The organism is Thermopolyspora sp. NPDC052614, assembly GCF_040678635.1.
Lineage (GTDB): Bacteria > Actinomycetota > Actinomycetes > Streptosporangiales > Streptosporangiaceae > Thermopolyspora.
Map to the genome: position 1 here is coordinate 60,227 of NZ_JBFATZ010000012.1, position 26,850 is coordinate 87,076.

Here is a 26,850-nt window from a genome sequence, read left to right on the forward strand (position 1 = left end):
GCCCGAATACGGTTCCGGTGACCTATTGGGTCTTGGGGATCTCCACGCGGACCGGCTCGAGCTCCGCCGGAGGCGGGCCCGGGTAGGTGTCGGAGAGAAGCGCGGCGACGGTGTAGAGGTTCCATGCCAGCGCGGGTTGCGCCACGGATGGAGCGGCGAAGACGGCCTTCAGCTGCTCCGGCCGGACGAGTCGCGAGAGGAGATCGGCGCGTTCGAGCACGTAGTCACGGAGCAACGCGGAGAGAACCGGCCCGGGGCTCGTCCGCCAGTTCCAGGCGGCGCCGGCCTTCTTCGGCGACGGGGAGCCGGTCTTCGGCGCTTTCCCCTTGTCGTTCCCCTTATTCGACCATGGCCAGATCCCGCGCGGCTTCTGCTCCGTCATGCTGAACCGCCATGGCGTTCCTTCGAGCTGGATCTTCTCCAGGCCCGGGGCGAAGTGGCGGATCAACTCGTAGACGACCTGCTCCGAGTGCCGCCAGCGCTGGTCGAGGGTGAGGGCCCGGGCCACGAAACGGTTGTCCAGGAAAGGCTGTACGGCGTCGCCGCGGCGCAGGGATCCCGCCCTGGCGGAGGCATGCCAACGCCCGACCCGATAGACGACGTACATGTGGTCGAGCACTTCCCAGGCGTTCTCCTCGGCCCGGGCCAGCCATGGGCGGGCCAGCTCCCGCGCGTGTGCGTTCGCGTCGTCGGTGAACAGATCCTCCTGCTTCAGGAAGAAGTCGTTCACCCGCCGCTTCATCGCCTTGTCCGTGGTCTGCCCCTGGCTGTACAGGAACCCGCCGCGGAGGATCTCGCCGCTCTGCCCCGACATCGTCGGCTTGCGGCTGTAGGGCAGGTACTCCACGATGCTTTCGTAGGCGGAGGTCATTCCCTCGCAGGTGCGCAATACCTCGTACGTCCGCTCCAGCGGGTGCGGGATCACCACGGCGTCCTTGCGCTCCGTCTGCTCGGGCGGGATGACGGTGTGGTCGATCCGCAACTTCCGGGCGATGAGCCGGGCGATGACGACGTCGGGGGCCGTGTCGAAGCCGTTCGTCGTGGCCCGGAACGGGATGCCCGCCGCGTGCAGCAACGCCGCCATGAGGCGGCTGTCCCGACCGCCGGTCAACGCGAGGTTCACCGGTTCGGGGGCGGATCGCAATGGTTCGACCGCGGCGATCAAGGCGTCCGCGACCTCGGCGATGGCGGCCCGGCGCGCCCTCTTGGAGGAGGGCATCGGGGCGGCGACGGGAAGCGGGATCTCGGTGATGGTCCTGCGGCCCTCGTCGATGCGGATGGCCGCGGACGGGGGGAGGGCCGAAACGCCGGAGTACGGCGTCTCATCCGAGAGGAAGTAGCCCTGCCGGATCATCGTCTGCAGGGCGATCTCATCCGACTGGATCCTCCCTTTGTTCGCCACGAGGTGCACGTGGAGCGCGCGGCTGCCGATCACATGGAAGTCGGAGTTCTCCGCGTAGAAGACCGGGCACGCTCTCGTGCTGGATGTCACCCCCTGCACGCGGCCACGTTCCGCTTTGAACGCGGAGAAGCAGCCAGCGGTGCTCTGCGCCTTGTCAAGAAGCGAGGCGGCCTCCGCGAGGCCACCGACGTCCGCCTTGAACGAGATGTTTCCACAGATCCCTAACGCGCGATTCTCAGTGCGGTCGAGCAGCGGAGGACGATCGGTGACATCTCCTTCGTTGGACCATGCGAGCAGCGCCGTGTCCGGGCCGACCCAGGAGGTTCCGGTCACGGTCTCCATAGGCACGGGGAAGACCTGATCCATCACCGCCTTGGCGGCGGAGACGGCCTTCGCGAGGTCGGCCCTCGGGTGCTTCGCGGCAACCGCTAGATAGACTCGCATGATCCACCTTGTTCGCTGTTATCGGGCAGATGCCTCCCGGCTTTCGAAGAAGCACCGGGAGGCACCATTCCGAACGGCTGGGAAACGGTTAGCAGCCGCAGGCGTAGTAAGCCCACGAAGTGCAGGAGACCACCGTACCGTTGTCGTTGTAGGTGCACGTCCGCGACTGACGCCAGCGGTGGTTGTACGCGTCACATCCGGACGAACCGGTAACGCACCGGTACTGCACGATCTGGTAGGTCGCGGCGGCCTCCGACCCGGGAAGAAGTCGCGTAAGCACGCGGTCGGTCAGCCTCTGGATCCCACTCAGCATGAGGTCCTCCTTTCATAAGGCGACACTGAATCGATGTCGCACGAAAAAGAGGCTCACTTACACGCTGACCCGGGTCAATAGAGATGATCGGAGAAATTTGTCCGGGACTGTCCGGGACTAATCGAGACAAACTCCCGATCCGCTGACCATCCAGCGCGGTTCGACTACCGCGTGGTCATCATGGCTATCTCTCGCCGAATTTCGACCCAACGCCGCGCCTCCTCCGGACTGCAGCCACAGGCGCGCACAAACGAGAAGACCAGCCGATCACGCGGCAGGCAGTTCCGGGACAGCGTCGCGGAAAGCGTACTGCGGGGCAGCGTGAGGCCCAACATCTCTGCGTTACGTTCCAGGTCTCGAAATGTCAGCCCGGACCAGGCTTTCAGCTGTCGAAGCTGCTTGACGAACTTCTCGATCGTACCAGGATTTTCGAACTCCGGACAGCACTTAACCGAAACTCCCTCGGCAGGAGGATCATGTTGCGACATCGCTTCTGCCACCTTCACCCCGACGAGCTGCGCCCCATGAAAACAGGGATCGAAATACCACCCCTAAAGGACGGCAACAGGTGCCGCACAACCCTTTATCAGTGCCACCAGCCTAACGATCATGGCATTCGAAAGATGGCTTTGCAATTCGTTAAGGTCCATGTGATGATCATCACATGGTATCGGTCGCGACCATAACGGGTTATGGTCTCGCCTGATCGCGACGGGGTTGGCGGCGATTGCCCACCCGATCGGTTTTCCAGGTAATTTCGATTAGGAAGACGGGTAATTTGGAATGAGCCCGCGGGGCGGGCAGGCCATCGCCCTCTCCCGCCCGGCGGGCACTCATACTCTGAGCATGGGCGGATGAAGCAGTTCCGCCGGTCCGCGGCGATAGAGCATCGCCGGCCGCCCGCCGTCCCGGGTGGTCGTCCGGCCCGTCGGGATGAGGAAGCCCTCCGCCTTGGTCACCTTCCGGTGGAAGTTCCGCGGGTCGAGCGGCCTGCCCCACACGATCTCGTACACCCGGCGCAGCTCGGCCACGGTGAACTCGGGCGGGCAGAACGCCGCGCCGAGCGAGGTGTACTCCAGCTTGCTCCGCGCCCGCTCCACCCCGTCGAGCATGATCCGGCGATGGTCGAAGGCCATCTCGGTGAGCGAGTCCATCGGCTGCCAGCTCATGTGCGCCTCGGTGGAAGCGGGCAGGTCGGGCGCGATGCCGAGGTAGGCGACGCTCACCACGCGCCGCCGCGGGTCCCGGTCGGGGTACCCGTACGACTGCAGTTGCTCCAGGTGCACAGGCGCGCCGGGCAGCCCGGCCCGCTCGGCGAGCACGCGTTCGGCCGCTGCGGGAAGGTCCTCGTCGAGTTTGATGAACCCGCCCGACAGCGCCCAGCGTCCCTCATACGGCGGCCGGTCCCGACGCCAGACCAGGGCGCTGAGCGCCTGCGCACGAACCGTGAGCACGACGAGGTCAACGCTTACGGGAAGAGTCGGGATCACGCTTCGCACGCTACCGGAATCTCACCCCATGCAGACCAGAGTTCTCCTAGCAGACGGCCCCTCCGCGATCTATCCCTGATGCTGGTAGTAGATCGGCTCGGCCGCGATGCGCCCGTCGGGCGCGGTCACCCCGACCCGGACCCACCGGCCCTCCGGCACCTCATCGAGGTCGAACGGGATCCACACCCGCTCGACCCGTTCCGGCAGTCCCGGTATCGGGCCGGGCTCGAGCACCCCCACCTGCGCCGAGTCGACCACCTTCGGCTCGTCCACGCCGGTCCAGCTCAGCGTCACCTTCACGCCGCGCAGGTTGTACCCGCGGATCTCCAGCCCGTCCTGGATGTCCCGGGGCCGACGGAACGCCTGGATCGCGATCGGCCGGTTCCAGTCCTGCGCGATCTGCTCGGCGAGCGAGGGCGACCCGCAGGTGAAGTAGTCGCTCCACATGTAGGAGATGATCTTCGAGACGTACGGCCCGACGAGCGTCACCGCCGTGTCGAGGCGCGGCTTGTCGGTCTGCCCGCGGGTGCTCTGCCGGGCGCAGGGTTTGTCGCCTTCCGGCTCGAACGCCTCGATGTTCGCCCACAACTCGACGTGGATGCCCTCTTCGGCGAGCTCCTGACGCGCCTGGGCCATCATCCGGTAGTAGTCGCGGGTGCCGCCGTAGTACGCCTTGGCGTAGGTGGTGTCGCCCACCACCGGACGCAGCCGCTCGTCGACGGGCTTGTTCTTCCAGTTCGGCCAGAACAGGCCGCCCTTGCCGGTGCCTCTGCCGTCCTGCGGCGCGATGATGCCGGCACCGGTCCGGGCGAGGACCTTGAAACCCCTCGCCGCCTCCGCCGGGGTGGCGGCGAACTCGCGATCCCGGCGGGCGTCGAGATAAGGGCTGATCAGGATGGGCTTGCCGGGGAGCTCCTGCTCGACGATGAGGTGCTGCTCGGCGAGCACCTTCAGGGTGTCCACCTTGTCCGGGTCCGGCCAGTCCCTGATCTGCAGCTCGAAGGGCTGGTAGACGCCGCCGAGGGAGGCCCGCCCGCTGAACCGCGCGCCGTAGTCCTGCACGATGCGCCTGGTCAGGGTGGTGAGCGTGCCGATGTGCCGGGGGTTGGCCTTGGTGAAGCCGGTCGGGTCGCGCGGGGCGAGCGGCAGCCCCGGGAAGACGCGGATGCCGAAGCGGTCGCCGAGGGCGAGCAGATTGGTGAGACTGTCGGTCTTGCCCGCCGACACCAGGATCAGGTGATAGCCGCGCCCCTTGGAGCTGAAGTCGCAACTGGCGTCGTCGGTGCCGTCGTCCGGGGCGATGAGCCGGAAGAACACCCGCTCCGCTGTGACGATCTCGTGTTCCATCTGCGGGCAGCGGAAGATGTGGTCCCCGTAGTGCTCGTCGGTCCGGTAGACGTAGGTCCAGGTGATGCGGTTGCCGGAGTTGGCCGCCTTGAGGTCCTTCTCGGCCGCCTGCACGCAGGTGAGCCCGTCCTCGACGCACGTGGCGTAGCGCTCGTCGGGCTTGTCCCCCTCGGCGTCGAGCACCTGCCCGGTGTCGCTGTCCACCCGCCGGGGTGAGAGGCCGTGCGCGAGCCGTACCACGGTGTCGCCGCCGACCCGGTGGATCTCCTGGAACTGGGGACGCCAGGTGCACTCGTTCGAGGTCGGGATGATCCAGTAACCGGTGATCGGGTACGGCGTCTGCATCGTGGTGTCGAACGTGCCGCAGGGGTCGGTGAACGCGCTCCCGGACGGCGAGGGCTTTGCGGAACCCGTCGAACCGGTGGTTCCCCCGGAGGCGGAGGCACCAGCGGCGCCGGACGCCGTCGAGCCGACGCCGGTGGTGATCGGAGCGGTCGTCTCCTGCCGCTGAATGTTCACGACGTACCCGACCCCGGCGATGATCGCGAGACCGAGGACCAGAGCGAGCCAGCGCACTTTCAGGAGACTACCGTCCTTACGATCAGCCCAGCATAAATCGGCCGAGCGGGCATGGCCCCGCCGCCGCGCCTACTTGTCGGCCTTCTCGCTGGTCCCCGTCTGCTCCACGGAACGGCGGGACCTGCGCGGCCTCGCGCCCCGCCGGCCCTTCGCGCGGCCCTCCTCGCCCCAGATCTCAAGCTGGGTCACGAACCGCCGCGCCGAGTTCGGCCAGTGGTGGTTCGCCCGCGCCGCCGCGTACCCGCGCGCCCCCTCGGCGCGCCGCTCCTCCGGGTCGTCCCGCAGTTCGAGTACGGCCCGCGCCACGGCCTCCGGGTCCCGCCAGGGCACCACCTTGCCGCTGTCGTACCGCTCCACCAGCTCCACCGCCCGCGGCGACGGGGTGGTGATCACGGGAATGCCGTGCGCCATGTATTCGACGATCTTGGTGGGCATGGAGTGCCGGTAGTTGGGCTCGTCGTGCAGCAGCGACAGCCCGGCCAGCGCGCCGTCGAGCCGCTTGAGCGCCTCGTCGTTCGGCATGAAGTCGCGCCACTCCAGCACCCCGTCGGCCACCGCCTGGTTGAGCAGCGGGCGGCTCTGCGGGTCGGCGTACCCGATCAGCTCGACCGCGACCCGGTGCGGGCGCAGCAGCTTGGCGACCTCGACCGCCTCCTGTACGCCGCGCGCCTCCGACAGCCAGCCCAGGTAGACCACCCGGTCGTCGCCGGGCGGGCTGACGTGGTCGGGCACCCAGGTCTCGTTCGGCACCACCAGGTGGGCCTGGCGGAACCGCCCGGCGTACGCGGTCTCGGCGAGCAGCAGGTGCAGATAACGCTCGGCCGTGCCCTCGAGCAGCCGGGCGAGGAACCGCACCGGAGGCCGCAGGAACGGCGGCAGCCACGGCTTCAGCGACAGCGTCGCCGGGGTGTCCTCGTGCACGTCCCACACGACCGGCGGCCGGTTGCGCACCCCCACGACGGCGAGCAGCAGCTCGGGGTCGTGCAGCAGCACCAGGTCCACCTTGTCGCGCATGCTCTTGAACAGCTTGCGCGCCGCGCGCACCGCCGCGATCCGCTTGCGCTCGGAGGCGCGCGGCAGGTCCACGCCGGTGACCCAGGCCCGGGGCACGACCCCTCTGGCCGTGTACGGCGCGGCGTACGTGACCTCATGACCGGCGTCCACGAGGGCACGGACCTGCCGGTGCAGGATCCGCGCGTCCTCGGGATGATGCACCACTGTCATGACGAGCACGTGCACGCGCCGGACCCCCTAAAGCCGCTCGACGCGTTCGTTCTCGACCAGGACGCCGCGGGTGTCCAGGACGAGACTGCCCCGCTCCTCCACCACGTCCAGGTCGAATGCGGAATGTTGCTGCAGGAGCACGGTCACGTCGGCCGCCGCCACCGCGGTCGCCAGATCCTCCTCCCGCCGCACCGGGACGCCGTCGACGCGCCAGGCGGCCACATGCGGATCGAGGAAGGACAGCTCCGCGCCGAGGTCGAGCAGCCCCCGGGCGACCGGGACGGCCGGCGTCTCGCGCTCGTCGGCGATGTCCGGCTTGTAGGTCACGCCGAGCAGCAGCACCTTCGACCCGTTCACGGCCTTGCGGCGCTTGTTCAGCAGCCGCTGCACGCGGGCGACCACGTACGCCGGCATGCGCTCGTTGATCTCCTGCGCCAGCTCGACGAAGCGGAAGGGGTAGCCCAGGCGGCGCACCGTGTACGACAGGTAGGACGGGTCCACCGGGATGCAGTGGCCGCCCACGCCCGGCCCGGGCAGGAACTTCTGGAATCCGAACGGCTTGGTGGAGGCGGCCTCGATCGCCTCCCACAGGTTCACGCCCAGCTCGTCGCAGAAGATCGCCATCTCGTTGACGAGGGCGATGTTGACGTGCCGGTAGGTGTTCTCCAGCAGCTTGGCCATCTCGGCCTCGCGGGTGCCGCTGACCGGCACCACCTGCTCGACGATGCGCGAGTAGAAGGCGACCGCGCGCTCCCGGCAGGCCGGGGTGTAGCCGCCGACGACCTTGGGGGTGTTGCGCAGGCCGTACTTGGCGTTGCCGGGGTCGATGCGCTCGGGCGAGAAGGCGAGATGGAAGTCCTTGCCCGCGACAAGCCCGGACGCCTCAAGCAGGGGACGGACGACGTCGTCGGTGGTGCCCGGGTAGGTGGTGGACTCCAGCACGACGAGCGTGCCGGGCCGCATCCGCCGGGCGATCGCGCCCACCGCGCCCTCCACCGCCGACAGGTCGGGCCGATGGTCCTCGTCGAGCGGCGTCGGCACGCAGATGACGATCACGTCGCTGTCGGCGAGCACCTCCTCGTCGAGGCTGGCGGTGAATCCGCTCCGCAGCATCTCGTCGAGGTCGGCGTCGCTGAGGTCATCGATATAGGACCGCCCGGATGTGAGCGCCTCCACCTTCCGTGGGTCCACGTCCAGGCCGACCACCCGCAGTCCGGCGGCCGTGGCCTCCTTGGCCAGCGGCATGCCGACATAACCGAGACCGACGATCGCGAGATCGAACGCGGTCACGACGACACCGCGGAAGGTCGGATACAACTCATCATGGTCGCAAAGGCTATCTCAACTCGGCACCAAGCACGTCTAATGCGACTGAACCCGTCACATCCGTAAGCCCTACATCCCCCCACCATTGGGCTAGCGCTTCGCAACGAATCGGTAAACATCACGGTAGGTCTCCGCGATGCGACTCCACGTTCGCTTCGCGGCGACCTCGGCGCGGCCCGCCTCGCCCATCTCGGCGCGCCGTTTCGGGTCCTCGCGCAGGGCGGCGAGCGCGTCGGCGAGGGCCTCGGGGTCCTCCGGCGGCACGAGCCGTCCCGCGTCGGATCCGCCGAGCAGCTCCGCGAGCGCGGGCAGGTCGCTGAGCACCACGGGCTTGCCCAGCGCCATCGCCTCGACCGGCTTGAGCGGCGTGACCAGGCGGGTCACCCGCACGTCGACGCGCGGGCAGACGAAGATGTCCAGGGCCGCCTGGGCCTGCAGCGCCTCCTCCGGGCCCACCCGGCCGGGCAGCAGCGCCCGGTCGCGCAGCCCCAGCCGCGCGACCTGCTTAAGCAGGTTCTCGCGCTCGGCGCCGTCGCCGACGATCAGCACCCGGATCGGCACGCCCCGGTCGCGCAGCACCGCGGCGGCGTCCAGCAGGGTCGCGAAGCCCTCGTAGCCGACGATGCTCGACACCGAGCCGACCACGACCTCATCGGCCCCGATGCCGTGCGCGGCGCGGAACGCGGCGCCGTCGTACTCGGCGGTGAGCAGCGAGTCGTCCACGGCGTTCGGCGCGAGGAAGATCCGCTCGCGCGGCACGCCCCGCTCGACGATCTCGGTCGCCATCGTCTCGGCGAGGGTCACCACCGCGTCGGCGGAGCGCATCAGGTGCGCCTCGCACTCGCGCTGAAGCTTGTGCCGCTCGGTGCCGACCCGGGCCGGGTCGCGGGAGGCCCAGGTCTCCTCCAGGAAGCCGCGCACCTCGTACACGAACGGCGTGCCGGTGCGCTCGCGCACGGCCATCGCCACGTTGCCGTTGCGGTGGTCGGTGGCGGCGTGCAGCACCTGCGGGCGCAGCTCGGCGACGAGCGCGGTGACGTCCTCCGCGCCGCGGACCAGCCGCCCCTGCGCGTGCAGCGGCACCTCGCCGTGCGGCAGCAGGCGGTGGTAGGGGATGCCGTCGATCTCCTCCCGCGGCTCGACGGCGGTGTGGCCCTGCAGCATCGGCCAGCCCCAGCTCGTGACCACGTGCGGGTCGAGCCCGGCGGCCTTCTGCGCGGTCACGATGCGGTGGGTGCGCACGGTGTACCCGGCCTGCGTGTACGGCAGCGCGTTGGTGACCATGTGCAGCACCCGGTTCTCCACCCGGGGGCCGATCTCGACCGTGGGGCCGGGCGGGATGGGGTTCGGGCTGATCGCCGCGACCTCGCCCTCGTAGTAGGCGAGCCGGCGCTTGGTGAACGCCCAGCGCTCGACCGTACGCAGCGTCTCGAAGGCCTCGCTGATGCGGCCGGCGTCGTACAGGGCCTTGGCCTCCTTGAGCGGGCCGCGCGCCCGGCGCATGGAGACGAAGCCGACGGTGCGTCTGACCCGGCGGGCGACCGGCCAGGCGACGCTGCCCACGAAGGGGCGCAGGCGCGGCGGCATCGCCTCGGCGGCGGCCTGCGCCACGCGTAATGGGTCTGATTTGACCCTAGTGATCACAATTTTGGAGACAATGACCGGATGCCGGAGCAATCCCCGCAGGAATCCCCGGAGGCCCGCCTTGGCGAGCGAGGGGGACGCCTTTTGCTGCGGCCTGGCATTGGAAACCACGCGGTGACCGTACCATAGGCAACGTTTGCCCCACTGCTATATGAAAGGCGAGGTCATGAGGGATAACCCCCTCGTCCTGCACGTCCTCGGCGCGCGCCCGAACTTCGTCAAGGCGGCTCCGGTCGTGCGCGGCCTTGCGGCGCTTGACCTGAAGCCCAAGGTGCAGCAGGGCATCATTCACACCGGCCAGCACTACGACGCGCTGATGTCGGACGTGTTCTTCGCCGACCTCGGCCTGCCCGAGCCGATCGCCAACCTCGGCGTGGGCTCCGGCACGCACGCCCGGCAGACCGCCGCGCTGCTCACCGGCCTGGAGGACGTCGTCGGCGAGCACCGCCCCGACCTGGTCGTCGTCTACGGCGACGTGAATTCCACGCTCGCCGCCATCCTCGTCTGCGCCAAGCTGGGCGTGCGCACCGCGCACGTCGAGGCGGGCCTGCGCTCCTTCGACCGGACGATGCCGGAGGAGGTCAACCGGATCGTCGTCGACGCGCTCGCCGACATCCTCTTCTGCACCAGCCCCGAGGCGCTGTCCTACCTGGCCAACGAGGGCGTGGACCCGCGCAAGGCGCATCTCGTCGGCAACCCGATGATCGACAGCCTCTTCGCGGCGCTGCCGTCCCTCGACCCCCAGCCGGTACGCGGCCGGCTCGGCCTGCCCGAGCGGTACGCGGTGGCGACCCTGCATCGCCCCGGCAACGTGGACGACGCCGACGCCGCCCGCGAGCTGGTGGACGCGGTGCGCGAGGTGAGCCGGACCGTGCCGATCGTGGTGCCGCTGCACCCGCGCGGGCGCACCCGGCTCGCCGAGGCCGGGCTCGTCACCGGCGACGGTCTGACGATCATCGACCCGCTGGGCTACCTGGAGTTCCTCTCCCTGGTCAGGGGGGCCGCGCTGGTGGTCACCGACTCCGGCGGCGTACAGGAGGAGACGACCATGCTCGGCGTGCCGTGCGTGACCGTGCGGCCCAACACCGAGCGGCCGATCACCATCACCCACGGCACCAACCGCCTGGTCACCCCCGCCACGCTGCCCGCGGCCGCCGCCAAGGCCCTCGCCGACGGATCGGCGACGCCCACCGGCGAGCTGCCCCCGCTGTGGGACGGCCAGGCCGGTCCGCGCATCGCGCGGGTGATCGCCGCCTGGCTGCGGGGCGACAACCTCGCACCGGCGGCGGCTCAGGCCGTACGAATGACAGGCGACTGACGCCGGACCCTCCGGACGCGAACCGACAGGCAGGAACGACATGGCCGACGAGCAGCAGGACGAACCGCGCTTCCAGCGCCTCGGGGCGGTCAACTGGCTGCCCGAGGAACGCAAGGAGGTCGAGCGCTACGAGGAGCGCATCCGCGAGCTTGAGGAGAAGCTCGCGATCCAGACCGCCCGCGCCGACTACGCGATCTGGAAGCTGCGCGCCACGCAGAGCCAGCGCCCCTACCGGGTGGCCGAGGCGCTCACCGGCGCCCGCCGCCCGTCGAAGCTGGTACGGCTGCCCGCCGACCTGCGCCGGGCGCTGAAGGTGAAAAACAGCCCCAAGGCGCCCGCGTCCGTGGTGGAGGCGGCCGAGGCGGCGGCCAAGCGCCGGCCCGAGGTGAAGATCCCCAACCTGGCCTGGCCGGACGGGCCGATCAACCGGCCGGACCTGCCGGTCGCGGTGATCCTCGACGACTTCTCCCGGATGGCGTTCCGGTACGAGTGGGACCAGATCGAGTTCGGCCTCACCGACTGGCGGGAGATCTTCGCCGACAAGCGGCCCGAACTGCTGTTCGTGGAGTCGGCGTGGTTCGGCAACCAGGGCCGCTGGCGGTACCAGATGACCGGGACGAACGCCCCCAAGCAGGAGCTTCGCGACCTGATCGCCTGGTTCACGGCGGAGGGCATCCCCACGGTCTTCTGGAACAAGGAGGACCCGCCGAACTTCGACTTCTTCATCGACACCGCGAAGCTGTTCGACTACGTGTACACGTGCGACGGCGACATGGTGCCGAAATATCGCGAGATCCTGGGGCATGACCGGATCGGTGTGCTGCAGTTCGCGGCCCAGCCGCGCGTGCACAACCCGATCCAGACCCGCTGGGGGCGCGCCCAGGACATCGTCTTCGCCGGGATGTACTTCCGCGACAAGCACCCCGAGCGCCGCGAGCAGATGGAGACCGTGATCGCCCCGGTCCGCCCGCTCGGCCTGCACATCTACGCCCGCAACGACGGCGCGGGCGAGAAGTACCAGTGGCCCGACGAGTACCGGCCGCACATCGTCGGCGAGCTTCCCTACGAGCAGATGCTCGCCGCGTACAAGATGTACAAGGTCTTCCTCAACGTCAACTCGGTGATCGACTCGCCGACCATGTGCGCCCGCCGCGTCTTCGAGCTGTCGGCCTGCGCCACCACCGTGCTGTCCGGCTGGTCGCGCGCCATCGAGGAGACCTTCGGCGACCTCATCCCGGTCGCCCACACCCAGGAGGAGGCCTACAACCAGGCCCTCTACCTGATCAACAGCCCCGAGTACCGCGCCCGCCAGGGCCACCTCGCCATGCGCGAGGTGCACGACAAGCACACCTTCTCCCACCGCGTCGACCAGATCCTCACCGCCATCGGCCGCGAGGTACGGCCCCGCAGCCGCCCGATCACCGTCGTGCTGCCCACCAACCGGGCCGGACAGCTCGAACACGCCATCCACCAGGTCGCCCGGCAGCGCCACCGCGACCTGCAGCTCGTCCTCGTCCTGCACGGCATCGACATCGAGCCCGGCGTCGTCCGCGAGAAGGCGCTCGCCGCCGGCATCCCGGACGTCAAGGTCCGCCTCGCGGACCCCTCCCTCACCCTCGGCGAGGTCCTCAACCTCGGCATCGAGGTCGCCGACGGCGACTTCATCGCCAAGATGGACGACGACAACCTGTACGGCGAGCACTACCTGTCCGACCTGATCCGCGCGTTCGACTACGCCGACGCCGAACTGGTCGGCAAGGGCGCGCACTACACGTACTTCCCCGCCACCAACAGCACGGTGCTGCGCCTGCCCGGCCTGGAGCACCGGTACGCCCACCTGGTCCAGGGGGCCACGATCCTCGCCAAGGCCGACCTGCTGCGGGCCATGCCGTTCGAGGCCGTCAACGCCGGCGAGGACACCCGCCTGGTCCGCCGGTGCAAGGAGGAGGGCGTGCGCATCTACTCGGCGGACCGCTTCAACTTCGTCTACATGCGCTCCGCCGACGCGACCACGCACACCTGGCAGGCCCCCGACTACAAGCTGCTGCGCAACGCCCAGTTCTGCTTCACCGGCAACCCCGAAAGCCACGTCATGATCTGACGCCGCGGTCGCGCCCGTCGTGCGCCCGTGCCGGGCCACCGACGGGCGCGGCACGGGCGCTACGGCGGATCGGGGCGTGCCTTCCTACGCCCTCGGCGGCACCTGGGCCTCGACGCGTCGCAGCGTGGCGATCAGGTCCTCCGCGCTGGCGGCGTGGACGACGGTCAGGTGCCAGAGCCGCCGCGAGGCGGGCACGGCGATGAAACTGCCGGGAATCGGTTGCATGATGAGCCAGCCCGGATGGAGCCTCCGCAGCCGCCATACGGGATCGTTCTCCTGCTCCGCGATGAGAGTGGCGGCCCCCTCGGCGTTGTTCAGGGGATGAATCTGCAGGCCGCTCCCGACGGGCCAGGAGTAGCAGTCGGCCTCGATGCCGATCGTCAGACCGGACGGCAGCACCACTTGCGGACCGCGTTCACCGGTCCGCCGCTCGGCGAGGACGCCGCGGAGAGCCAGCGCGTTCAACAGGGCCTCGGCCGCCTGCTCAGGCAGGACGGCGGCCCCGTTGAACCGACCGCTCTTCTCTGGGGTCATGACACGAGCATGTCGACGACGCAAGCCGTTAAGTTTCACGGATGCGTGAACGATAAGCCACCGAGCGATACCGATCCGTTCCGCCCGCGGCGGGAGCTGAACCGGTTTCGCCTTTTCTGCGTAGCAGGGAGCGATGCGCGGGGACGTGCCGATCGGTGATCGCCTTGGGTACGTGTTGCCCTATGGGAAGGGGTGGCGGGTGTGTCGGTGGGCATGCTGAGGCCGGAAAACATGAGTGATGCACGTATCCGGTGCCGCATCCGGGTTGAGGGCATCGTGCAGGGCGTGGGGTTCCGGCCGTTCGTGTACGCGCTGGCCAGGGGGCTCGGCCTGGCCGGGCTGGTGGGCAACGACTCGGCCGGGGTGTTCATCGAGGTCGAAGGGCCGGCGCCGGCGATCTCGCGGTTCGAGCGGGCGGTGCGGAGCGAGGCGCCGCCGATGGCGGTGATCTCGCGCGTCGTGGTGGAGCCCATTCCCCCGGTGGGCGAGCAGGGGTTCGCGATCATCTCCAGCCGGGGCGGGGAGGAGCGGCAGGCGTGGATCGCGCCCGACGTCGCGACCTGCGCCGACTGCCTGCGCGAGGTGTTCGACCCGGTGGACCGGCGCTATCGGTACGCCTTCGCCAACTGCGCGAACTGCGGCCCTCGGTTCACCGTGGCCAAGGACGTCCCCTACGACCGGGAGGCCACCACGATGGCGGGCTTCCCGATGTGCGCGGAGTGCTCCGCGGAGTACAACGACCCGGCCGACCGGCGCTTCCACGCGCAGCCGATCTGCTGCCCGGCGTGCGGACCGAAGCTGCGGCTCGTCAACGCCTCGGGCGACGAGGTGCAGGGGGATCCGATCGTGGCGGCGGCGCGGATGATCCGCGCGGGGCGGGTCGTCGCCATCAAGGGGCTGGGCGGATACCACCTGGCGGCCGACGCCAAGGACGAGAACGCGGCGATCACGCTGCGGGCGCGCAAGGTGCGCGAGGACAAGCCGTTCGCGGTGATGGTGCCCGATCTCGCGACGGCCGAGCGGCTGTGCGAGGTGGACGAGACCGCGCGGCGGCTGCTCTCCGGGCCGCGGCGGCCGATCGTGGTGCTGCCCCGGCGTACGGACGCGCCGGTGGCGGCGGCGGTGGCCCCGGACAACCGGTTTCTCGGGCTGATGCTGCCGTACACGCCGCTGCATCATCTGCTCGCCGCCGAGCTGGCCGGGCCGTACATTCTGACCAGCGGAAACACCTCGGACGAGCCGATCGCCTTGGACGACGAGGACGCGTTCCGGCGGCTGAACGAGATCGCCGACGCGTTCCTCACCCACGATCGGCCGATCCACATGCGGGCCGAGGACTCGGTGATCCTGCTGCACCAGGGCCAGACGACGCCGGTGCGGCGCTCGCGCGGGTACGCGCCGCAGCCGTTGCCTTTGCGGGTGGCGCCGCCGCGGCCGGTGCTGGGGTGCGGGGCCGAGTCGCGCAACACGTTCTGCCTGGCCAAGGACGGGCACGCGTTCGTGTCGCAGCACATCGGGGATCTGAAGGACTTCGAGACGCTGAAGGCGTTCCGGACGGGGATCGCCCACCTCGGGCGGCTGTTCGACATCGAGCCGCGGGTGGTCGCGCACGACCTGAATCCGGAGTTCCTGTCCACCAAGTACGCCCGGGAGCTGACCGGCGTCGAACTGGTCGGCGTGCAGCACCATCACGCGCACATCGCCTCGTGCCTGGCCGACAACGAGGAGAGCGGCACGGTGATCGGCGTCGCCTTCGACGGGCTCGGGTACGGACCCGACGGCACGATCTGGGGCGGGGAGCTGCTCGTCGCCGACCTGCTGGGCTACATGCGCGCCGGGCATCTGCTGCCGGTACGGGTGCCGGGCGGCAGCCTGGCGATCCGGGAGCCCTGGCGCATGGCCGCCGCCTACCTGGACGCGGCCCCCGGCGCCCCGAAGACGACGCAGGTGCGCGAGCGGCACGCGAGCCGCTGGGACTTCGTCGTCCAGGCCGCCCGCAGCGGCGCCAACAGCCCGCTGACGTCGAGCGCGGGGCGGCTGTTCGACGCGGTCTCGGCCATCCTCGGCGTACGGGAGTCGATCAACTACGACGGGCAGGCGGCGATCGAGCTGGAGCAGCACGCCGACCCCGCCGTGACCGACGCCTACCCGGTCCGGGTGCTCGGCGGCCATCCCCTGCTGCTCGACGGCCCCGACCTGGTGCGCTCGATCGCCGACGACATGGCCGTCGGCACCCCGACGCCGGTGATCGCCGCCCGCTTCCACAACAGCCTCGCCGTGATGGTCGCCGAGGCGTGCGACCGCATCCGCACCTCGACGAGCCTCGGCACGGTCGCCCTGTCCGGCGGCGTCTTCCAGAACCGGCTCCTGCTCGGCCGCGTCGTCCCCGCGCTGCGCGAGCGGGGCTTCCGCGTCCTCACCCACCGCCACGTGCCTCCGAACGACGGCGGCATCAGCCTGGGCCAGGTCGCCATCACCGCCGCCCGCGACGCCGGCCGGTACGGCAGGGCATGACCGGCGCGCGTCGCGGGCGACGGGAGGGGGAGATCACAGGCCGGCGATGAGGCCGCCGTCGACGCGGATCACCGACCCGGTGACGTACGAGGCGCACTCGCCGGCGAGGAAGGCGGCCACCTGGGCGTACTCGCGGGGCTCGCCGTACCGGCCTGCGGGGATGGCGGCGAGGCTCTCGGCGACCACCTCGGCCATGGGCCGCTTCTCCCGCTCGGCCCTGGCCGTGTCCAGCATGCGGGTTCTGCGCGTGGCGATCCGGCCGGGAACCAGCACGTTGACGGTGATTCCCTCGCCTGCCACCTCCCGCGCCAGCGTCTTCGACCAACCGGTGAGGGCGAGCCTGAGAGAGTTGGACAGTCCGAGGTTGGGGATGGGCGAGATGATCCCCGAGCTCGTGCTGGTGATGATCCGGCCCCACCCGCCCGCGCGCATCCCGGGCAGGACCCGGTCGGTGAGGGCGATCACCGACAGCACCATCGAGGTGAAGTGTTCCCGCCACAGCGCCGGATCCTGCCCGTGGGCGGGCGTCGGCGGCGGGCCACCGGTGTTGTTGACCAGCACGTTCACCGGTCCATAGCGGTCCTCGACGGTGCTGACGGCGCCGTCGATGGCGGCCAGGTCGCCGAGGTCCCAGCTGACGGGCAGCGCCTCGCCGCCCGCGTCGGCGATCTGCCGGGCAACGGCCTGCGCACGTTCGGCGGAGCGGCTCGCGACGGCCACGCGGGCCCCCTCACGGGCCAGCTCGGCGGCGATCGCGCCGCCCAGCCCGCCGCTCGCGCCGAGCACGAGCGCGGTTTTCCCTGCGAGCCCCAAATCCACGACGTCTCCTAAGGTCGAAACATTGCTGTCGAGAAACCCGACCGTATCGGCGGCGATGTGCGTCCGCCGGTTGAACACGCGGCCTCGCGAGCGATCACGGCGTCGGCCCCGGGGTGTCCGCTCACTCCGGGATCCGTGGTTCCGGCAGGCCGGACAGGCGGGCCCGCATCCAGTCGGCGATGAGCACGTCGCGGTCGGCCCGGTGGTTGTAGACGCAGTGGTCGCCGTCGGAGAAGACGACCATCCGCTTGTCGTCGGTGGGCGCGCCCTCCAGCATCGCCCGCGCCGTGTCCGACGACACCAGGGGATCCCGGCCGCCGTGTACGACCAGCAGCGGATAGCCGGCGTTGGGTCCCCCGTCGAGGGGCGTCACGGTCTTCCAGGCGTCATGCGCCAGGTCCGCGTCCTCGGTGCCGCAGACGGCCGTCATCTTCGTGAAGAAGGTCCCCACGCTCGGCGGCACGAGCCACGGAGCCGGGATGCCGCCGTTGTCGACACACGCCCGGATCCGGGTGTCCCGCGCCGCGACGGCCATGGCGAAGCCGCCGCCCATGCTGTTGCCGACGATGCCGATGGGCAGGCCCGGCGAGCGCTCCGCCAAGAAGTCGACGGCGCGCCGGTACGCCTCGGCCCACGACCGCGACAGGTAGTGACCGTGGACGAGGCGCGTCTCGCCCTGCCCCGGGGCGTCGAGCATCAGCGCGTCGACGCCGCGCGCGGCGAGGGCCTCGCCGATGCAGACGAAGTCCATGGCCCAGCCCTCGACGCCGCCGACGACGACGGCCGAGGCCACGGCGGCGCCGTGCGCGGGAACGAGCCATCCCGCCACGGGGCCGCGGCCGGTCTCCAGCGTGACGCGCTCATGGTCGCCGCTCAGCTCGGCGGCCTGCCCGAACAGCTCGGCGGCCCGTGCGAAGATCGCCCGGCGGTCGTCGGTGTCCGCGAGCATCATCACCTGGCTCATGCGCAGCAGGGCCGAGGCCCGGCGCAGGTACGCGACGCGCGTGGGCGTGGCGGCGACCTCGGCCGCGCCTCCGACGCGGCGCAGGCACGCCTCCGCGAGCTCGGTGGCGACCGAGCGCCAGTCCCGCCCGTCGAGCACGCGGGCACGCAACTCGACGGCGTCCGCGTAGTCCACGCCGTACCCCATCAGACGCTCAAGCGAGAACTGGCGCAGCGCGGCCGCCGACTCCACCGGGAGCGCCGCGATGGCGTCGTCCGTCTCCGCACGGCGACCGGCGAACTCGCGGACCACGACCGGAAGCCGGCCCTCGATCGTCTCCTGCTGTGATGACATTCGTGACGCTCCTCGTATGCGTTCGCGTCCGGAGACCGGACGGCCGATCGGCGAACCGCGACGGGCGGCAGCCGCGCGTCGGCGCGAGCCGCGGTCCGGGTCGTCGCAGGCTACATAGGCGACATTGGCGACATAGGTGACATAGATGACAGGGACGACGTGGGCGACGTGGGCGGGGCACACGGTCCCTTCGTGTCCCCTCATGATTCGCGCAGCCGGGGCCCGCGTCCAATATCGGATGCGACCATTGACTATAGCCGGGGCCTATAGTGCTACCCTCCCGGGCATGCGCCTGCGCCAGCTCGAGTACTTCATCGCCATCTGCGAATACGGCTCGTTCAGCGCGGCGGCCGCTCAGCTTCTCGTCGCGCAGCCCTCGCTGTCGCAGCAGATCCGCGCCCTGGAGCGAGAGGTGGGCGCCAAGCTGCTGGAGCGGGGACGACAGGGCGTCACGCTCACGGCCGCCGGCCGGGTCTTCCTGCCCCGCGCGCGGTCGGTGATCGACGCGGTCGAGGCGGCGCGCAGGGCGGTGGCCGACGTGGTCGGCGGCCTCGACGGTGAGCTGCACGTGCTGACCGTGCGGTCGGTGGCCTCGGGGGTGCTGCCCGCCGGCATCGTACGCTGGCACGAGAAGTACCCCGCCACGGTGCTGCGGCTGCACGACTACTCCCACCGCAGGGACCTTGAGACGGCGATGCGCGCCGGGCACGGCGACGTGGCGATCGGACCCCGGCCACGCAACTGGGACGGGGACATCGTGTCGCTCGGCTTCGAGAGCCTGGTGGTGGCCGGTCGCGGGCCGTACGACGCCGAGCGCGCCTCGGTGGCCGAGCTCGCCGCCGGGAAGTGGATCCACTTCGAGCCCGAGCAGGGGATGTCGGAGGTCGTCGACTGGGCGGCGCGGTCGCTCGGCTTCACGCCGCGGACGGTGGCGCGGGTGGGTCAGGTCGCGGCGTCCCTGAACCTCGCCGTGCAGGGGGTGGGGTTCGCGCTGATCCCGGCGAACGCCGTACCGCCGGGCTGGGAGCGGCACGTGCGGCCGCTGGAGCCGCCGCTCTACCGCGAGCTGGTGGCCTATGGGCGCGGCCCGATGATGCAACTGGTACGGCGGTTCGTCGATCTGCTGAACTCGGTGGAGCTCCCGCTGGTCAGCCGCGCCGGCGTGCCCGCGGACGCGCTGGTCTGCTAGGACCCCTGGCGGCCGGTCCTGGCACGTCAGTGCGGGACCTCGCCGCGGTGCGACGCGAGCAGGTCCAGTCCGAAGTCCCCATCCGGATCCCGCCACACCGAATGCGCGTGGTTGGCGCCGCGCTGGGTGTTGTCGTACTCGATGAGCAGCCGCGGCCCGGTGAGCCGGTAGTAGTGCGGCTCGCCCGGCGAGATGCCGCCGGCCCAGCCGAAACGCACCTGATCAAGGTTGTGGTCGCGCAGGTGGTGGCGGCGATGGGCGGCGGCGACCGGCGCGGGAGAGCGGTCGGTGTAGGCCGCGAGCAGCGCGCGGAGCAGGTCGCGCTGCTCCGGCGTCATCTCGCGGGCGGGGAACCCCTGGGGCTCGGCGGTGAGCGCCATCGCCTCGTGGTCCTGTTCGGTGTAGCCGGAGGCGCGCTCGGCGACCTCGTCGATCCGGTCCACCAGCGCGGACAGCCGAGGCGGGGGAAGCGGCCCGCGGAACAGGTCCTGCATGTGCAGCATGCGGTCGCCGGGGCGGACGCGGGCGCGGTTGCCGGAGACGATGTCGGAGATCGCGCGGGGATGCAGCAGGGCCCGCGCCCGCTCCCGTTCCCCCAGCGAGGTCATGAGGGCGCGGGCGAGGTCCTCCACCCCGCCGAGCGGTCGCAGCGTCCCGGCGAGCAGCGGCGACGCGGCGGGGTCGGCGCCCAGGAACGACGGCGTCGCCGCCGCGATCCGCCCGTCGTGGATCAGCAGGTTCACCGACAGGTGGTGGCCGCCGATCCGCCACCCCCAGAGGGGCTCGCCGGGACGCCCGAAGACGCGTACCCAGTACAGCCCCGGGTCGCGTCCGCGCTCCCGGCCCCAGTCGACGTGCCACCCCTCCAGTTCGTCGAGGACGTTCTCCAGCCCCATGACGGTGCAGGCGGTGACGTACGCCGGCCGGGTCAGGCCGCAGGCCAGGAGCCGCATGACGAGGCTCTGCTGCCGGGGCGCGAGTTCGCGGATCGGCACCCCGCCGTGGTCGGTGGGGGTGTAGAACCAGCGGAGCCGCTCGGCCTCGACGTCCGGATCGCCGAAGGGGACCAGGGCCGCGCGGGCGCGCAGCGCTTGCGGGAGCGAGTCGAGGAGGTCGGCCGCAGCGCGGGCCATATCGTCCACGAGCGTCCGCTCGTCATCGTCGCCCACGAGCGTACGCTCGGCGTCGTCGTCCACGACCGTCCGCTCGGCGTCGCGCGGACGGCCCTCGGGGCCGGTGGCGTTCTCGCCCATCTCAGCCCTCGCCGAGGTCCGGCGCGTCCGGTTCCGCGATGTCGAGCATGACCTTGATGGCGTCGTCGCGGCGCTCGGCGTAGGTGTCGAACGCCTCGGTCAGCTCCTCCAGCGGGAAGTGGTGGGTGACCAGCCGTTCGGTGTCGAGCCGCCCCTGGCCCGCCAGCGAGACGGCGCGCGCGACCGAGCCGGCGCCCTCGCCGCGCACCGTGTGCAGGGTGATGCCGTTCATCACGGCCTGGTTGAGGTCGGCGGTCACCGGCCGCTCGAAGAATCCGACCAGGACCACGGCGCCGCCACGCCTGGTCATCCGCAACGCGTCGTTCACGGCCGGCGCCGCCCCTGAGCACTCCAGGACGACGTCGGCCCCCAGCCCGCCGGTGGCGGCCCGCACCCGCGCGACGACATCGTCCTCGTGCGCGTTGAGCAGGAGATCCGCCCCGTACATCGCGCCGATCTTGAGCCTGGCCTCGCGGGTCCCGCTCAGCGCGACGAGCTCCGCGCCCAGTTGCCTGGCGACCTGTACGGCGAGCAGGCCGATCGGCCCCGCGCCGAGAACGGCGACCCTGCTGCCGGCGAGCATCGTCCCCAGGACGTCGAACGCGTGCATGACGGTGCCCACGGTCGTCAGGACGACCCCGGCGTCGAAGCTGATCCGCTCGGGCAGGCGGTGCAGCGTCGAGACATGGTTCAGGGCGTACTGCGCGAATCCGCCGTTGACCGTCATGCCGAGGGCCCGGTGTCCTTTGCCGCGGTCGCCGTAGTTGAGGCAGCCGGTGTAGGCCCCGTTCAGGCAGTTGACGCAGCGCATGCAGCCGCGGTGCGCCTCGGTCACCACCCGGTCGCCGACGCGGAACTCGTCCACCGTCGAGCCGACCGCCGCCACGACGCCGGCGTACTCGTGTCCCGGCACGAAGGGGTCCGCCGGCGGGCCCCCGTGGGCGAAGAACTCGCCGCTGCGGATCTTGAGGTCGGTCCCGCAGAGGGAGGCACGATGGACGCGCACCAGGACGTCCTCCGGTCCCGGCTCCGGCACAGGGAGATCGCGTATCCGGATGCGGCCGGGCTCGGCGAGCACGGCCGCCCGCATCACGTTCGGGATCGCGGTCATACAGGGGTCCTCACTGTCGCGAAGGGTGACCACATCAGCGTGGGGGTGCGAGCCCGCGGGTGTCCAAGACGCACTACCGCTCCCGGGGATAGGCACCGCCTATCCCCGGCCCTATTACGGACCTGTCCCCGGGCGCGCCCCCGAGAACGCATAGGCGAGGCTTATGGAGTGCACGAGGGATTGGTCTTAGCGCATAGGCGGTCCGGGCGGCTTCAGTGATGGGTGAACAAGAAGCGGCCGTGCGACCCCCGGCCACCGACCCCCAGGAGGGCGATCAATGACGTCGATCAGCAGGACCACCCGCGGCGTGTACGCGATCGCGCCGACGCCGTTCCACCCCGGCGGCGAGGTGGACCTGGACTCGCTGCGGCGGCTCGTCGACTTCTACGAGGCGGTCGGAGTCGACGGCCTCACGCTGCTCGGGCAGATGGGCGAGGCGCCGAAGCTGACGCACGCCGAGGCCGTGGAGATCGTCGAGACGGTCCTGGGCCGGACCCGCCTCCCCGTGATCGTCGGGGTCTCCGCGCCGGGCTTCGGGCCGATGAAGGCGCTGACCGACGAGGTCATGTCCCGGGGCGCGGCGGGCGTGATGGTCGCCCCGCCGAACACCCTGCGCACCGACGACCAGATCGTCGGCTACTACGCCCAGGTCGGGGACGCGCTCGGGCCGGACGTGCCGGTCGTCGTCCAGGACTATCCCCTCACGTTCTCCGTCGTGATGTCGGCGCCGGTGCTGCGGCGCATCGCGCGGGACGTGCCGTCGGTGGTGATGCTCAAGCACGAGGACTGGCCCGGCCTGGAGAAGATCAGCGCGCTGCGCGCCGCCGAGGAGGCCGGCGAGATGCCGCGCCTGTCGATCCTGTGCGGCAACGGCGGCCTGTTCCTCGACTTCGAGATGCGGCGCGGCGCGGACGGCGCGATGACCGGCTACTGCTTCCCCGAGCTCCTCGTGGACGTCGTCCGGCTCGTGACCGAGGGGAACACCGACGACGCGCACGACCTGTTCGACGCGCATCTGCCGTTGATCCGCTACGAGCAGCAGGCCGCCGTCGGTCTCGCGGTCCGCAAGTACGTCATGCGGCGGCGGGGCCTGCTGGCCTTCGACGCCCAGCGCGCCCCGGGGCGGCCGCTCACCGCCGCCGAGCGCGCCGAGGTCGATGTGCTGCTGGAACGGCTCGCCCGGCGGGACCCCCGAGCGAAGATCTCCTGAGCCGCCCTGAGTCGCCCTGAGCCGCCGGGGCCGGGGTCAGTGCGGCGAGCCGAAGCGGCGGGCGACCTCCTGGTATCCCGCCGCGATGGACCGGTACGCGCGGGCGTGGTCGACCCAGAGGCGTTCGAGGTTCTCGATGGCGTAGGCGCGCTCCATCACCGCCGCCGCGTCCGCTCGGGGCACGCGCACGGCTCCGTCCCGGTCGGACACGATCAGGTCGCCCGGGCTGATCTCGACCCCGCCGATCAGCACCGGGACCCCGGTTCCTCGGCAGGAGCCGCGGAACGCCCGCGGGTGGGCGCGGCGGTAGCGGACCGGGAAGCCGTAGCCCTCGATTTCGTCGGTGTCGCGGATCAGGCCGTTGGTGAGGGCTCCGGCGAGGCGCCGCGCGGCCGCGGTTCCGGCGGTCACGCCGCCGAGCGTGCTGATCTCGTCCCCGTCCGCCGCGAGGACGAGCACGCTGCCCGCGGCCGCGCCGTCGACCACCTTCCAGACCTCCTGGGCGTCCTGCGGGCCGTCCGGCGCCGGCTCGCCGAACCGGATGGTGACGGCGGGCCCGATGAACACGCCGGAGCCAAGGATTGACCGGGGTCCTTCGATGATTCCATCGGCCCCGCGCTCGGCCATGGCGTCCACGACCGACGCCACTCCGACGGCCGCGAAGAGGGGCGAGTCCGGGCCGCCCGGGTTCGGTGTTTCGATGACGACTCCTCCTCCGCCGAGCGCGATCGTGCGGCTCGGCTGTCTCGTGCCCGTCGGCACCTCGGCCGACGCTCGTTTCCTGGATCTGATGCCCGACTTTGATGCCCAGCCCTTGATGCCCGACTTTGATGACCGACTTTGATGACCGACTTTGATGGCCGACGCCGTACGGCCGGATCCGGACCCCGGCTCGCCGGAGATCCGGATCCGGCCTCCCTATGGCCGGTCTTCAGGAGACCTGGCTCGCGGACGCGGACAGGTCGGCGGGCTGGGGCGCGGCGGCGTTCAGCGGACGGCCGTCCAGATGCCTGCGCGGGAGCAGCAGGACGACGAGCACGCCGATCACCGTGGGGGCCATGAGGGCGTAGAAGGTCCAGCTCACCGGCAGGCCGACCACGATGATCCAGCCGAGTGCGAGCGGGCCGAGGATGCTGCCGAGCCGCGACACCGCCAGGTAGGAACCCACCGCGGAGGCGCGGACCGCCGCGTGGAACCAGGTGCCGACGTACGCGTGCAGGATCGCGGCGGTTCCGCTTCCGCCGACGCCGGCGAGGGCCACCGCCAGGTAGACGACGGCGGTCGGCGGACCGGCGCTCAGCACCGCCAGCGCGATGACGCCGATGCCGAAGCTCACGATCAGGACATGGCGCGGACCGGCCCGATCGGCGAACCAGGACAAGGTCAGGCTGCCCACGATCGCGCCGACGGAGAGCGTCGCGAGGAAGCTCAGGGCCGAGGTCAGCCCGTAGCCGGCCGTCTGCATGATCTGCGGCAGCCAGGTGTTGAGCCCGTAGATGGACACCTGCACGATCAACGCCGCGATGCTGAACAGCACGAGGCCTCCGAGCAGCGGTCGTCGCATCAGCACGCGCAGGTTCGACCGCTCACGCCCGTCGGCCGCCGCCTGCCGGGGCGTGGTGTCGGCGGTGGGAATCGGCAGGTCGAAGCGCCGGGCCACCTCCTGCGCCGCACGGATCCGGCCCTTGGACACCAGGTAGTCGATCGACTCGGGCAGCATGACCATCGCGACCGGCATGAGCAGCAGGGGCAGGCCCGCGATCGCGTACATCGGGCGGAAGCCGAACTGCGGCAGGATCGCGATGCTGAGCAGCGCCGAGATGATCGCGCCCACGGAGAATCCGGCGTTCCCGATCGCGTTGAACAGGTAGCGCCGGGACGACGGGGCGAACTCGACGGTCAGCGCGATACAGACGGGGATCACCCCGCCGAGTCCGATGCCGCCGAGGAAGCGGAACAGCCCGAATATCTGGCTCGTCGGCGCGACGGAGCACACCAGCATGCACGCGGAGAACCAGCTCGTGGAGAGGATCAGCATGCGCTTGCGTCCCAGCAGGTCCGTGGCGAAGCCGCACAGCAGGGAGCCGAGCAGCAGGCCGACCAGGGCGAGGCTGGCGATCGCGCCGACCTCGGCCGCGTCGAGATTCCACTGCTCGTACTTCAGCAGCACCGGGACCGTGGCGCCGAAGACCGAGACGTCGTAGCCGTCGCAGATGATGATCAGGCAGCAGAATGCAGGGACGAAGTACCTCAAACTGCTGCCACGCAGCCGGAGTGGTGCCATTTCGTGTTCCTTACCCTTGGGGGATGCGTGCGGGCGGGTGGACTGGGCGCGGGTCGGGCGCATGACCCAGGTGCAGCGCCGGTGGGAGGGGACGCGGCTCGGCTGCGACCGCGTACGTGAGCGCGTGATCGGGGGCCCGTCCCCGCCTTCCGATCCGCAGGCCGGGAGCGGCACGGCTCCCCTGGCTCACAGACTGTCGGGCGATGTGCGGTGTTCGCCGGAGGCGGGAGGGCGGGTGAGAGACGGAGCGATCACCGTGGGTACGGGAACGCCTCGGGGCGGACGGCCGGCCGCATCCCGGCGGGTGATCGGCCCTACCGGATGCGGACGGCCCATCGCCTGTGCGAGTCGATGTGCAGTGGTGATGTGCAGTGGTGAATTGCGGTGAGGATGTGCAGTGCTGAGGTGAGGTGAATTCGAACGGTTGCCGACGCCACCGGCACAGGCCAGAGGCAGCGGGTCAGCGGCAGCGGCGGCGCTCTGCCGGCGACGCCGCCGTCAGATGTTCACCGAGCCGCCGGTGACGTCCAGGCACGCGCCGTTGACATAGCTCGCCTCCGGCGAGCACAGGAACACGATCGCCGCCGCCTGCTCCTCCGGCTCGGCCAGCCGCCGCATCGGGTGCTGAGCGCCCAGCGACGCGCCGCCGTCCGGATACAGCGACCGGACCCGCGGAGACAGCGTCGTCGACGGGGCCGTCGCGTTGACGGTCACGCCGGCGGCGGCCACCTCGCGGGCGACGTGCTGGTCAGGCCGATCACTCCGGCCTTGGCCGCCGCGTACGCCGAGGAGCCCACCCGCGTCGGCATGCGTCCGGCCTCGCTGGCGACGGTGACGATACGCCCCCACCCGCGCTCGATCATGGCGGGCAGCACCGCGTGCATGACCAGGTACGCCGAGCGGAGGTTGATCGCCATGATCCGGTCCCAGTCGGCCGCCGCGAGGTCGGCCGTGGCCGCGGCGCTGGTGATCCCGCCTGCGGCGTGTACCACGATGTCCGGCGGCCCGAAGGCGTCGGTCGCTGTCGCGACGAGCCGCGTCACGACCTGCTCATCGGATACGTCACCGAATGCGAGTTGTGCTTTGCCGCCGGCGTCGATAATCCGCTTGACCACGTCTTCTCCGCCCTCGCCGGGGCGCAGTGTGGCCGCTGTCACCGAGACGCCCAGTGCGGCGAGCCTGCTCGCCACGGCGGCGCCGATACCCGCCGCCGCTCCCGTCACAAGCGCCGAGCGACCCGCCCAACCGGGCGCGGACGCCGAGGCGACCGGTTCGGGGAACGATGACGTTGAGATTTCCATCACGTAAACATGATGCGGCTCAGCGTAGGGGTGAGTCTAAGTCGCAAACCTGTCCCAGGCCATAGGCCGAGGCTATGACCGAGGGGCCGCCCGCCGGACTCCCTTACCGCTGCTCAACGCCGGTTTCCGACGGCTCGGCGCCAACGACGG

At 70.7% G+C, this 26,850-nt stretch carries 22 protein-coding genes; 5 read left to right on the forward strand and 17 right to left on the reverse strand.

Going from position 1 to position 26,850, the window contains the following annotated elements; translation table 11 throughout:
• Positions 1 to 22 precede the first annotated feature (22 nt).
• The 8 genes from AB0K60_RS24465 to AB0K60_RS24500 all read right to left on the reverse strand — a co-directional run bounded on the left by AB0K60_RS24465 (position 23) and on the right by AB0K60_RS24500 (position 9,736).
• Positions 23 to 1,846 carry an asparagine synthase-related protein gene (locus AB0K60_RS24465; protein ID WP_364059313.1) on the reverse strand — a complete coding sequence of 608 codons (1,824 nt, stop codon included), beginning with the start codon at positions 1,844 to 1,846 and terminating at the stop codon, positions 23 to 25.
• Between the two features lie 88 nt (positions 1,847 to 1,934).
• A complete protein-coding gene (locus tag AB0K60_RS24470; RefSeq protein WP_364059316.1) occupies positions 1,935 to 2,159 on the reverse strand; it encodes a hypothetical protein in 225 nt (74 codons plus the stop codon).
• Positions 2,160 to 2,323: 164 nt separating this feature from the next.
• Positions 2,324 to 2,647 carry a helix-turn-helix transcriptional regulator gene (locus AB0K60_RS24475; RefSeq protein ID WP_364059746.1) on the reverse strand — a complete coding sequence of 108 codons (324 nt, stop codon included), beginning with the start codon at positions 2,645 to 2,647 and terminating at the stop codon, positions 2,324 to 2,326.
• A gap of 345 nt (positions 2,648 to 2,992) precedes the next feature.
• Positions 2,993 to 3,649 (reverse strand): NUDIX domain-containing protein, encoded by a 657-nt coding sequence (locus AB0K60_RS24480; RefSeq protein ID WP_364059319.1) that lies wholly within the window; start codon positions 3,647 to 3,649, stop codon positions 2,993 to 2,995.
• A gap of 69 nt (positions 3,650 to 3,718) precedes the next feature.
• Positions 3,719 to 5,572: a DUF4434 domain-containing protein gene (locus tag AB0K60_RS24485; protein ID WP_364059322.1), complete on the reverse strand. Its 1,854-nt coding sequence runs from the start codon at positions 5,570 to 5,572 to the stop codon at positions 3,719 to 3,721.
• Between the two features lie 72 nt (positions 5,573 to 5,644).
• Positions 5,645 to 6,799 carry a glycosyltransferase gene (locus AB0K60_RS24490; protein WP_364059325.1) on the reverse strand — a complete coding sequence of 385 codons (1,155 nt, stop codon included), beginning with the start codon at positions 6,797 to 6,799 and terminating at the stop codon, positions 5,645 to 5,647.
• Between the two features lie 27 nt (positions 6,800 to 6,826).
• Positions 6,827 to 8,089 (reverse strand): nucleotide sugar dehydrogenase, encoded by a 1,263-nt coding sequence (locus AB0K60_RS24495; protein ID WP_364059328.1) that lies wholly within the window; start codon positions 8,087 to 8,089, stop codon positions 6,827 to 6,829.
• Positions 8,090 to 8,215: 126 nt separating this feature from the next.
• Positions 8,216 to 9,736 carry a glycosyltransferase family 4 protein gene (locus AB0K60_RS24500; protein ID WP_364059331.1) on the reverse strand — a complete coding sequence of 507 codons (1,521 nt, stop codon included), beginning with the start codon at positions 9,734 to 9,736 and terminating at the stop codon, positions 8,216 to 8,218.
• 199 nt (positions 9,737 to 9,935) lie between these two features.
• On the opposite strand from AB0K60_RS24500, the gene wecB reads away from it, so the two are divergent.
• Both wecB and AB0K60_RS24510 read left to right on the forward strand, forming a co-directional pair.
• Positions 9,936 to 11,087, forward strand: a complete 1,152-nt coding sequence (wecB, locus tag AB0K60_RS24505; RefSeq protein ID WP_364059334.1) for a UDP-N-acetylglucosamine 2-epimerase (non-hydrolyzing) — start codon at positions 9,936 to 9,938, stop codon at positions 11,085 to 11,087.
• A gap of 40 nt (positions 11,088 to 11,127) precedes the next feature.
• Positions 11,128 to 13,188 (forward strand): glycosyltransferase, encoded by a 2,061-nt coding sequence (locus tag AB0K60_RS24510; protein WP_364059337.1) that lies wholly within the window; start codon positions 11,128 to 11,130, stop codon positions 13,186 to 13,188.
• An 84-nt stretch (positions 13,189 to 13,272) separates the two neighbouring features.
• On the opposite strand, the gene AB0K60_RS24515 is transcribed toward AB0K60_RS24510, so the two are convergent.
• A complete protein-coding gene (locus AB0K60_RS24515; protein ID WP_364059340.1) occupies positions 13,273 to 13,722 on the reverse strand; it encodes a hypothetical protein in 450 nt (149 codons plus the stop codon).
• 231 nt (positions 13,723 to 13,953) lie between these two features.
• Here AB0K60_RS24515 and hypF point away from each other — a divergent pair, with 231 nt between their 5' ends.
• Positions 13,954 to 16,236, forward strand: a complete 2,283-nt coding sequence (gene hypF, locus AB0K60_RS24520) for a carbamoyltransferase HypF (RefSeq protein WP_364059343.1) — start codon at positions 13,954 to 13,956, stop codon at positions 16,234 to 16,236.
• A gap of 33 nt (positions 16,237 to 16,269) precedes the next feature.
• Here hypF and AB0K60_RS24525 read toward each other — a convergent pair whose 3' ends face one another.
• Entirely contained in the window at positions 16,270 to 17,055 is a 786-nt protein-coding gene (locus AB0K60_RS24525; protein ID WP_364059346.1) for an SDR family oxidoreductase, read from the reverse strand.
• 121 nt (positions 17,056 to 17,176) lie between these two features.
• Complete coding sequence (locus AB0K60_RS24530; protein ID WP_364059349.1) at positions 17,177 to 18,352, reverse strand: alpha/beta fold hydrolase; 1,176 nt, start codon at positions 18,350 to 18,352, stop codon at positions 17,177 to 17,179.
• Positions 18,353 to 18,638: 286 nt separating this feature from the next.
• Between AB0K60_RS24530 and AB0K60_RS24535 the strand changes: the two genes are divergently transcribed.
• Positions 18,639 to 19,541 carry a LysR family transcriptional regulator gene (locus AB0K60_RS24535; protein ID WP_364059352.1) on the forward strand — a complete coding sequence of 301 codons (903 nt, stop codon included), beginning with the start codon at positions 18,639 to 18,641 and terminating at the stop codon, positions 19,539 to 19,541.
• Between the two features lie 26 nt (positions 19,542 to 19,567).
• On the opposite strand, the gene AB0K60_RS24540 is transcribed toward AB0K60_RS24535, so the two are convergent.
• Together AB0K60_RS24540 and AB0K60_RS24545 are read right to left on the reverse strand one after the other, a co-directional pair.
• A complete protein-coding gene (locus tag AB0K60_RS24540; RefSeq protein ID WP_364059355.1) occupies positions 19,568 to 20,794 on the reverse strand; it encodes a DUF3500 domain-containing protein in 1,227 nt (408 codons plus the stop codon).
• Position 20,795: 1 nt separating this feature from the next.
• Complete coding sequence (locus AB0K60_RS24545; protein ID WP_364059358.1) at positions 20,796 to 21,905, reverse strand: alcohol dehydrogenase catalytic domain-containing protein; 1,110 nt, start codon at positions 21,903 to 21,905, stop codon at positions 20,796 to 20,798.
• Between the two features lie 277 nt (positions 21,906 to 22,182).
• On the opposite strand from AB0K60_RS24545, the gene AB0K60_RS24550 reads away from it, so the two are divergent.
• The gene (locus AB0K60_RS24550; RefSeq protein WP_364059361.1) at positions 22,183 to 23,115 is read left to right on the forward strand and encodes a dihydrodipicolinate synthase family protein; all 933 of its coding nucleotides are present in this window, start codon (positions 22,183 to 22,185) and stop codon (positions 23,113 to 23,115) included.
• Between the two features lie 36 nt (positions 23,116 to 23,151).
• On the opposite strand, the gene AB0K60_RS24555 is transcribed toward AB0K60_RS24550, so the two are convergent.
• The 4 genes from AB0K60_RS24555 to AB0K60_RS24570 form a co-directional block, all read right to left on the reverse strand.
• Positions 23,152 to 23,877, reverse strand: a complete 726-nt coding sequence (locus tag AB0K60_RS24555) for a hypothetical protein (protein WP_364059364.1) — start codon at positions 23,875 to 23,877, stop codon at positions 23,152 to 23,154.
• A 169-nt stretch (positions 23,878 to 24,046) separates the two neighbouring features.
• Positions 24,047 to 25,399, reverse strand: a complete 1,353-nt coding sequence (locus tag AB0K60_RS24560; protein WP_364059367.1) for an MFS transporter — start codon at positions 25,397 to 25,399, stop codon at positions 24,047 to 24,049.
• A gap of 498 nt (positions 25,400 to 25,897) precedes the next feature.
• Positions 25,898 to 26,113 (reverse strand): SDR family oxidoreductase, encoded by a 216-nt coding sequence (locus AB0K60_RS24565; RefSeq protein WP_364059370.1) that lies wholly within the window; start codon positions 26,111 to 26,113, stop codon positions 25,898 to 25,900.
• A complete protein-coding gene (locus AB0K60_RS24570) occupies positions 26,110 to 26,700 on the reverse strand; it encodes an SDR family NAD(P)-dependent oxidoreductase (protein WP_364059749.1) in 591 nt (196 codons plus the stop codon). Before AB0K60_RS24570 ends, AB0K60_RS24565 begins: the two co-directional genes overlap by 4 nt.
• Positions 26,701 to 26,850 lie beyond the last annotated feature (150 nt).

What these genes read in the sequence shown, in the direction of transcription:
- AB0K60_RS24465 (WP_364059313.1), bottom strand. Translation starts at nt 1,846, where the DNA reads ATGCGAGTCTATCTAGCGGTTGCCGCGAAGCACCCGAGGGCCGACCTC.
- AB0K60_RS24470 (WP_364059316.1), bottom strand. Translation starts at nt 2,159, where the DNA reads ATGCTGAGTGGGATCCAGAGGCTGACCGACCGCGTGCTTACGCGACTT.
- AB0K60_RS24475 (WP_364059746.1), bottom strand. Translation starts at nt 2,647, where the DNA reads ATGTCGCAACATGATCCTCCTGCCGAGGGAGTTTCGGTTAAGTGCTGT.
- AB0K60_RS24490 (WP_364059325.1), bottom strand. Translation starts at nt 6,799, where the DNA reads ATGACAGTGGTGCATCATCCCGAGGACGCGCGGATCCTGCACCGGCAG.
- wecB (WP_364059334.1), top strand. Translation starts at nt 9,936, where the DNA reads ATGAGGGATAACCCCCTCGTCCTGCACGTCCTCGGCGCGCGCCCGAAC.
- AB0K60_RS24510 (WP_364059337.1), top strand. Translation starts at nt 11,128, where the DNA reads ATGGCCGACGAGCAGCAGGACGAACCGCGCTTCCAGCGCCTCGGGGCG.
- AB0K60_RS24515 (WP_364059340.1), bottom strand. Translation starts at nt 13,722, where the DNA reads ATGACCCCAGAGAAGAGCGGTCGGTTCAACGGGGCCGCCGTCCTGCCT.
- hypF (WP_364059343.1), top strand. Translation starts at nt 13,954, where the DNA reads ATGAGTGATGCACGTATCCGGTGCCGCATCCGGGTTGAGGGCATCGTG.
- AB0K60_RS24530 (WP_364059349.1), bottom strand. Translation starts at nt 18,352, where the DNA reads ATGTCATCACAGCAGGAGACGATCGAGGGCCGGCTTCCGGTCGTGGTC.
- AB0K60_RS24535 (WP_364059352.1), top strand. Translation starts at nt 18,639, where the DNA reads ATGCGCCTGCGCCAGCTCGAGTACTTCATCGCCATCTGCGAATACGGC.
- AB0K60_RS24540 (WP_364059355.1), bottom strand. Translation starts at nt 20,794, where the DNA reads ATGGGCGAGAACGCCACCGGCCCCGAGGGCCGTCCGCGCGACGCCGAG.
- AB0K60_RS24545 (WP_364059358.1), bottom strand. Translation starts at nt 21,905, where the DNA reads ATGACCGCGATCCCGAACGTGATGCGGGCGGCCGTGCTCGCCGAGCCC.
- AB0K60_RS24550 (WP_364059361.1), top strand. Translation starts at nt 22,183, where the DNA reads ATGACGTCGATCAGCAGGACCACCCGCGGCGTGTACGCGATCGCGCCG.
- AB0K60_RS24560 (WP_364059367.1), bottom strand. Translation starts at nt 25,399, where the DNA reads ATGGCACCACTCCGGCTGCGTGGCAGCAGTTTGAGGTACTTCGTCCCT.
- AB0K60_RS24570 (WP_364059749.1), bottom strand. Translation starts at nt 26,700, where the DNA reads ATGGAAATCTCAACGTCATCGTTCCCCGAACCGGTCGCCTCGGCGTCC.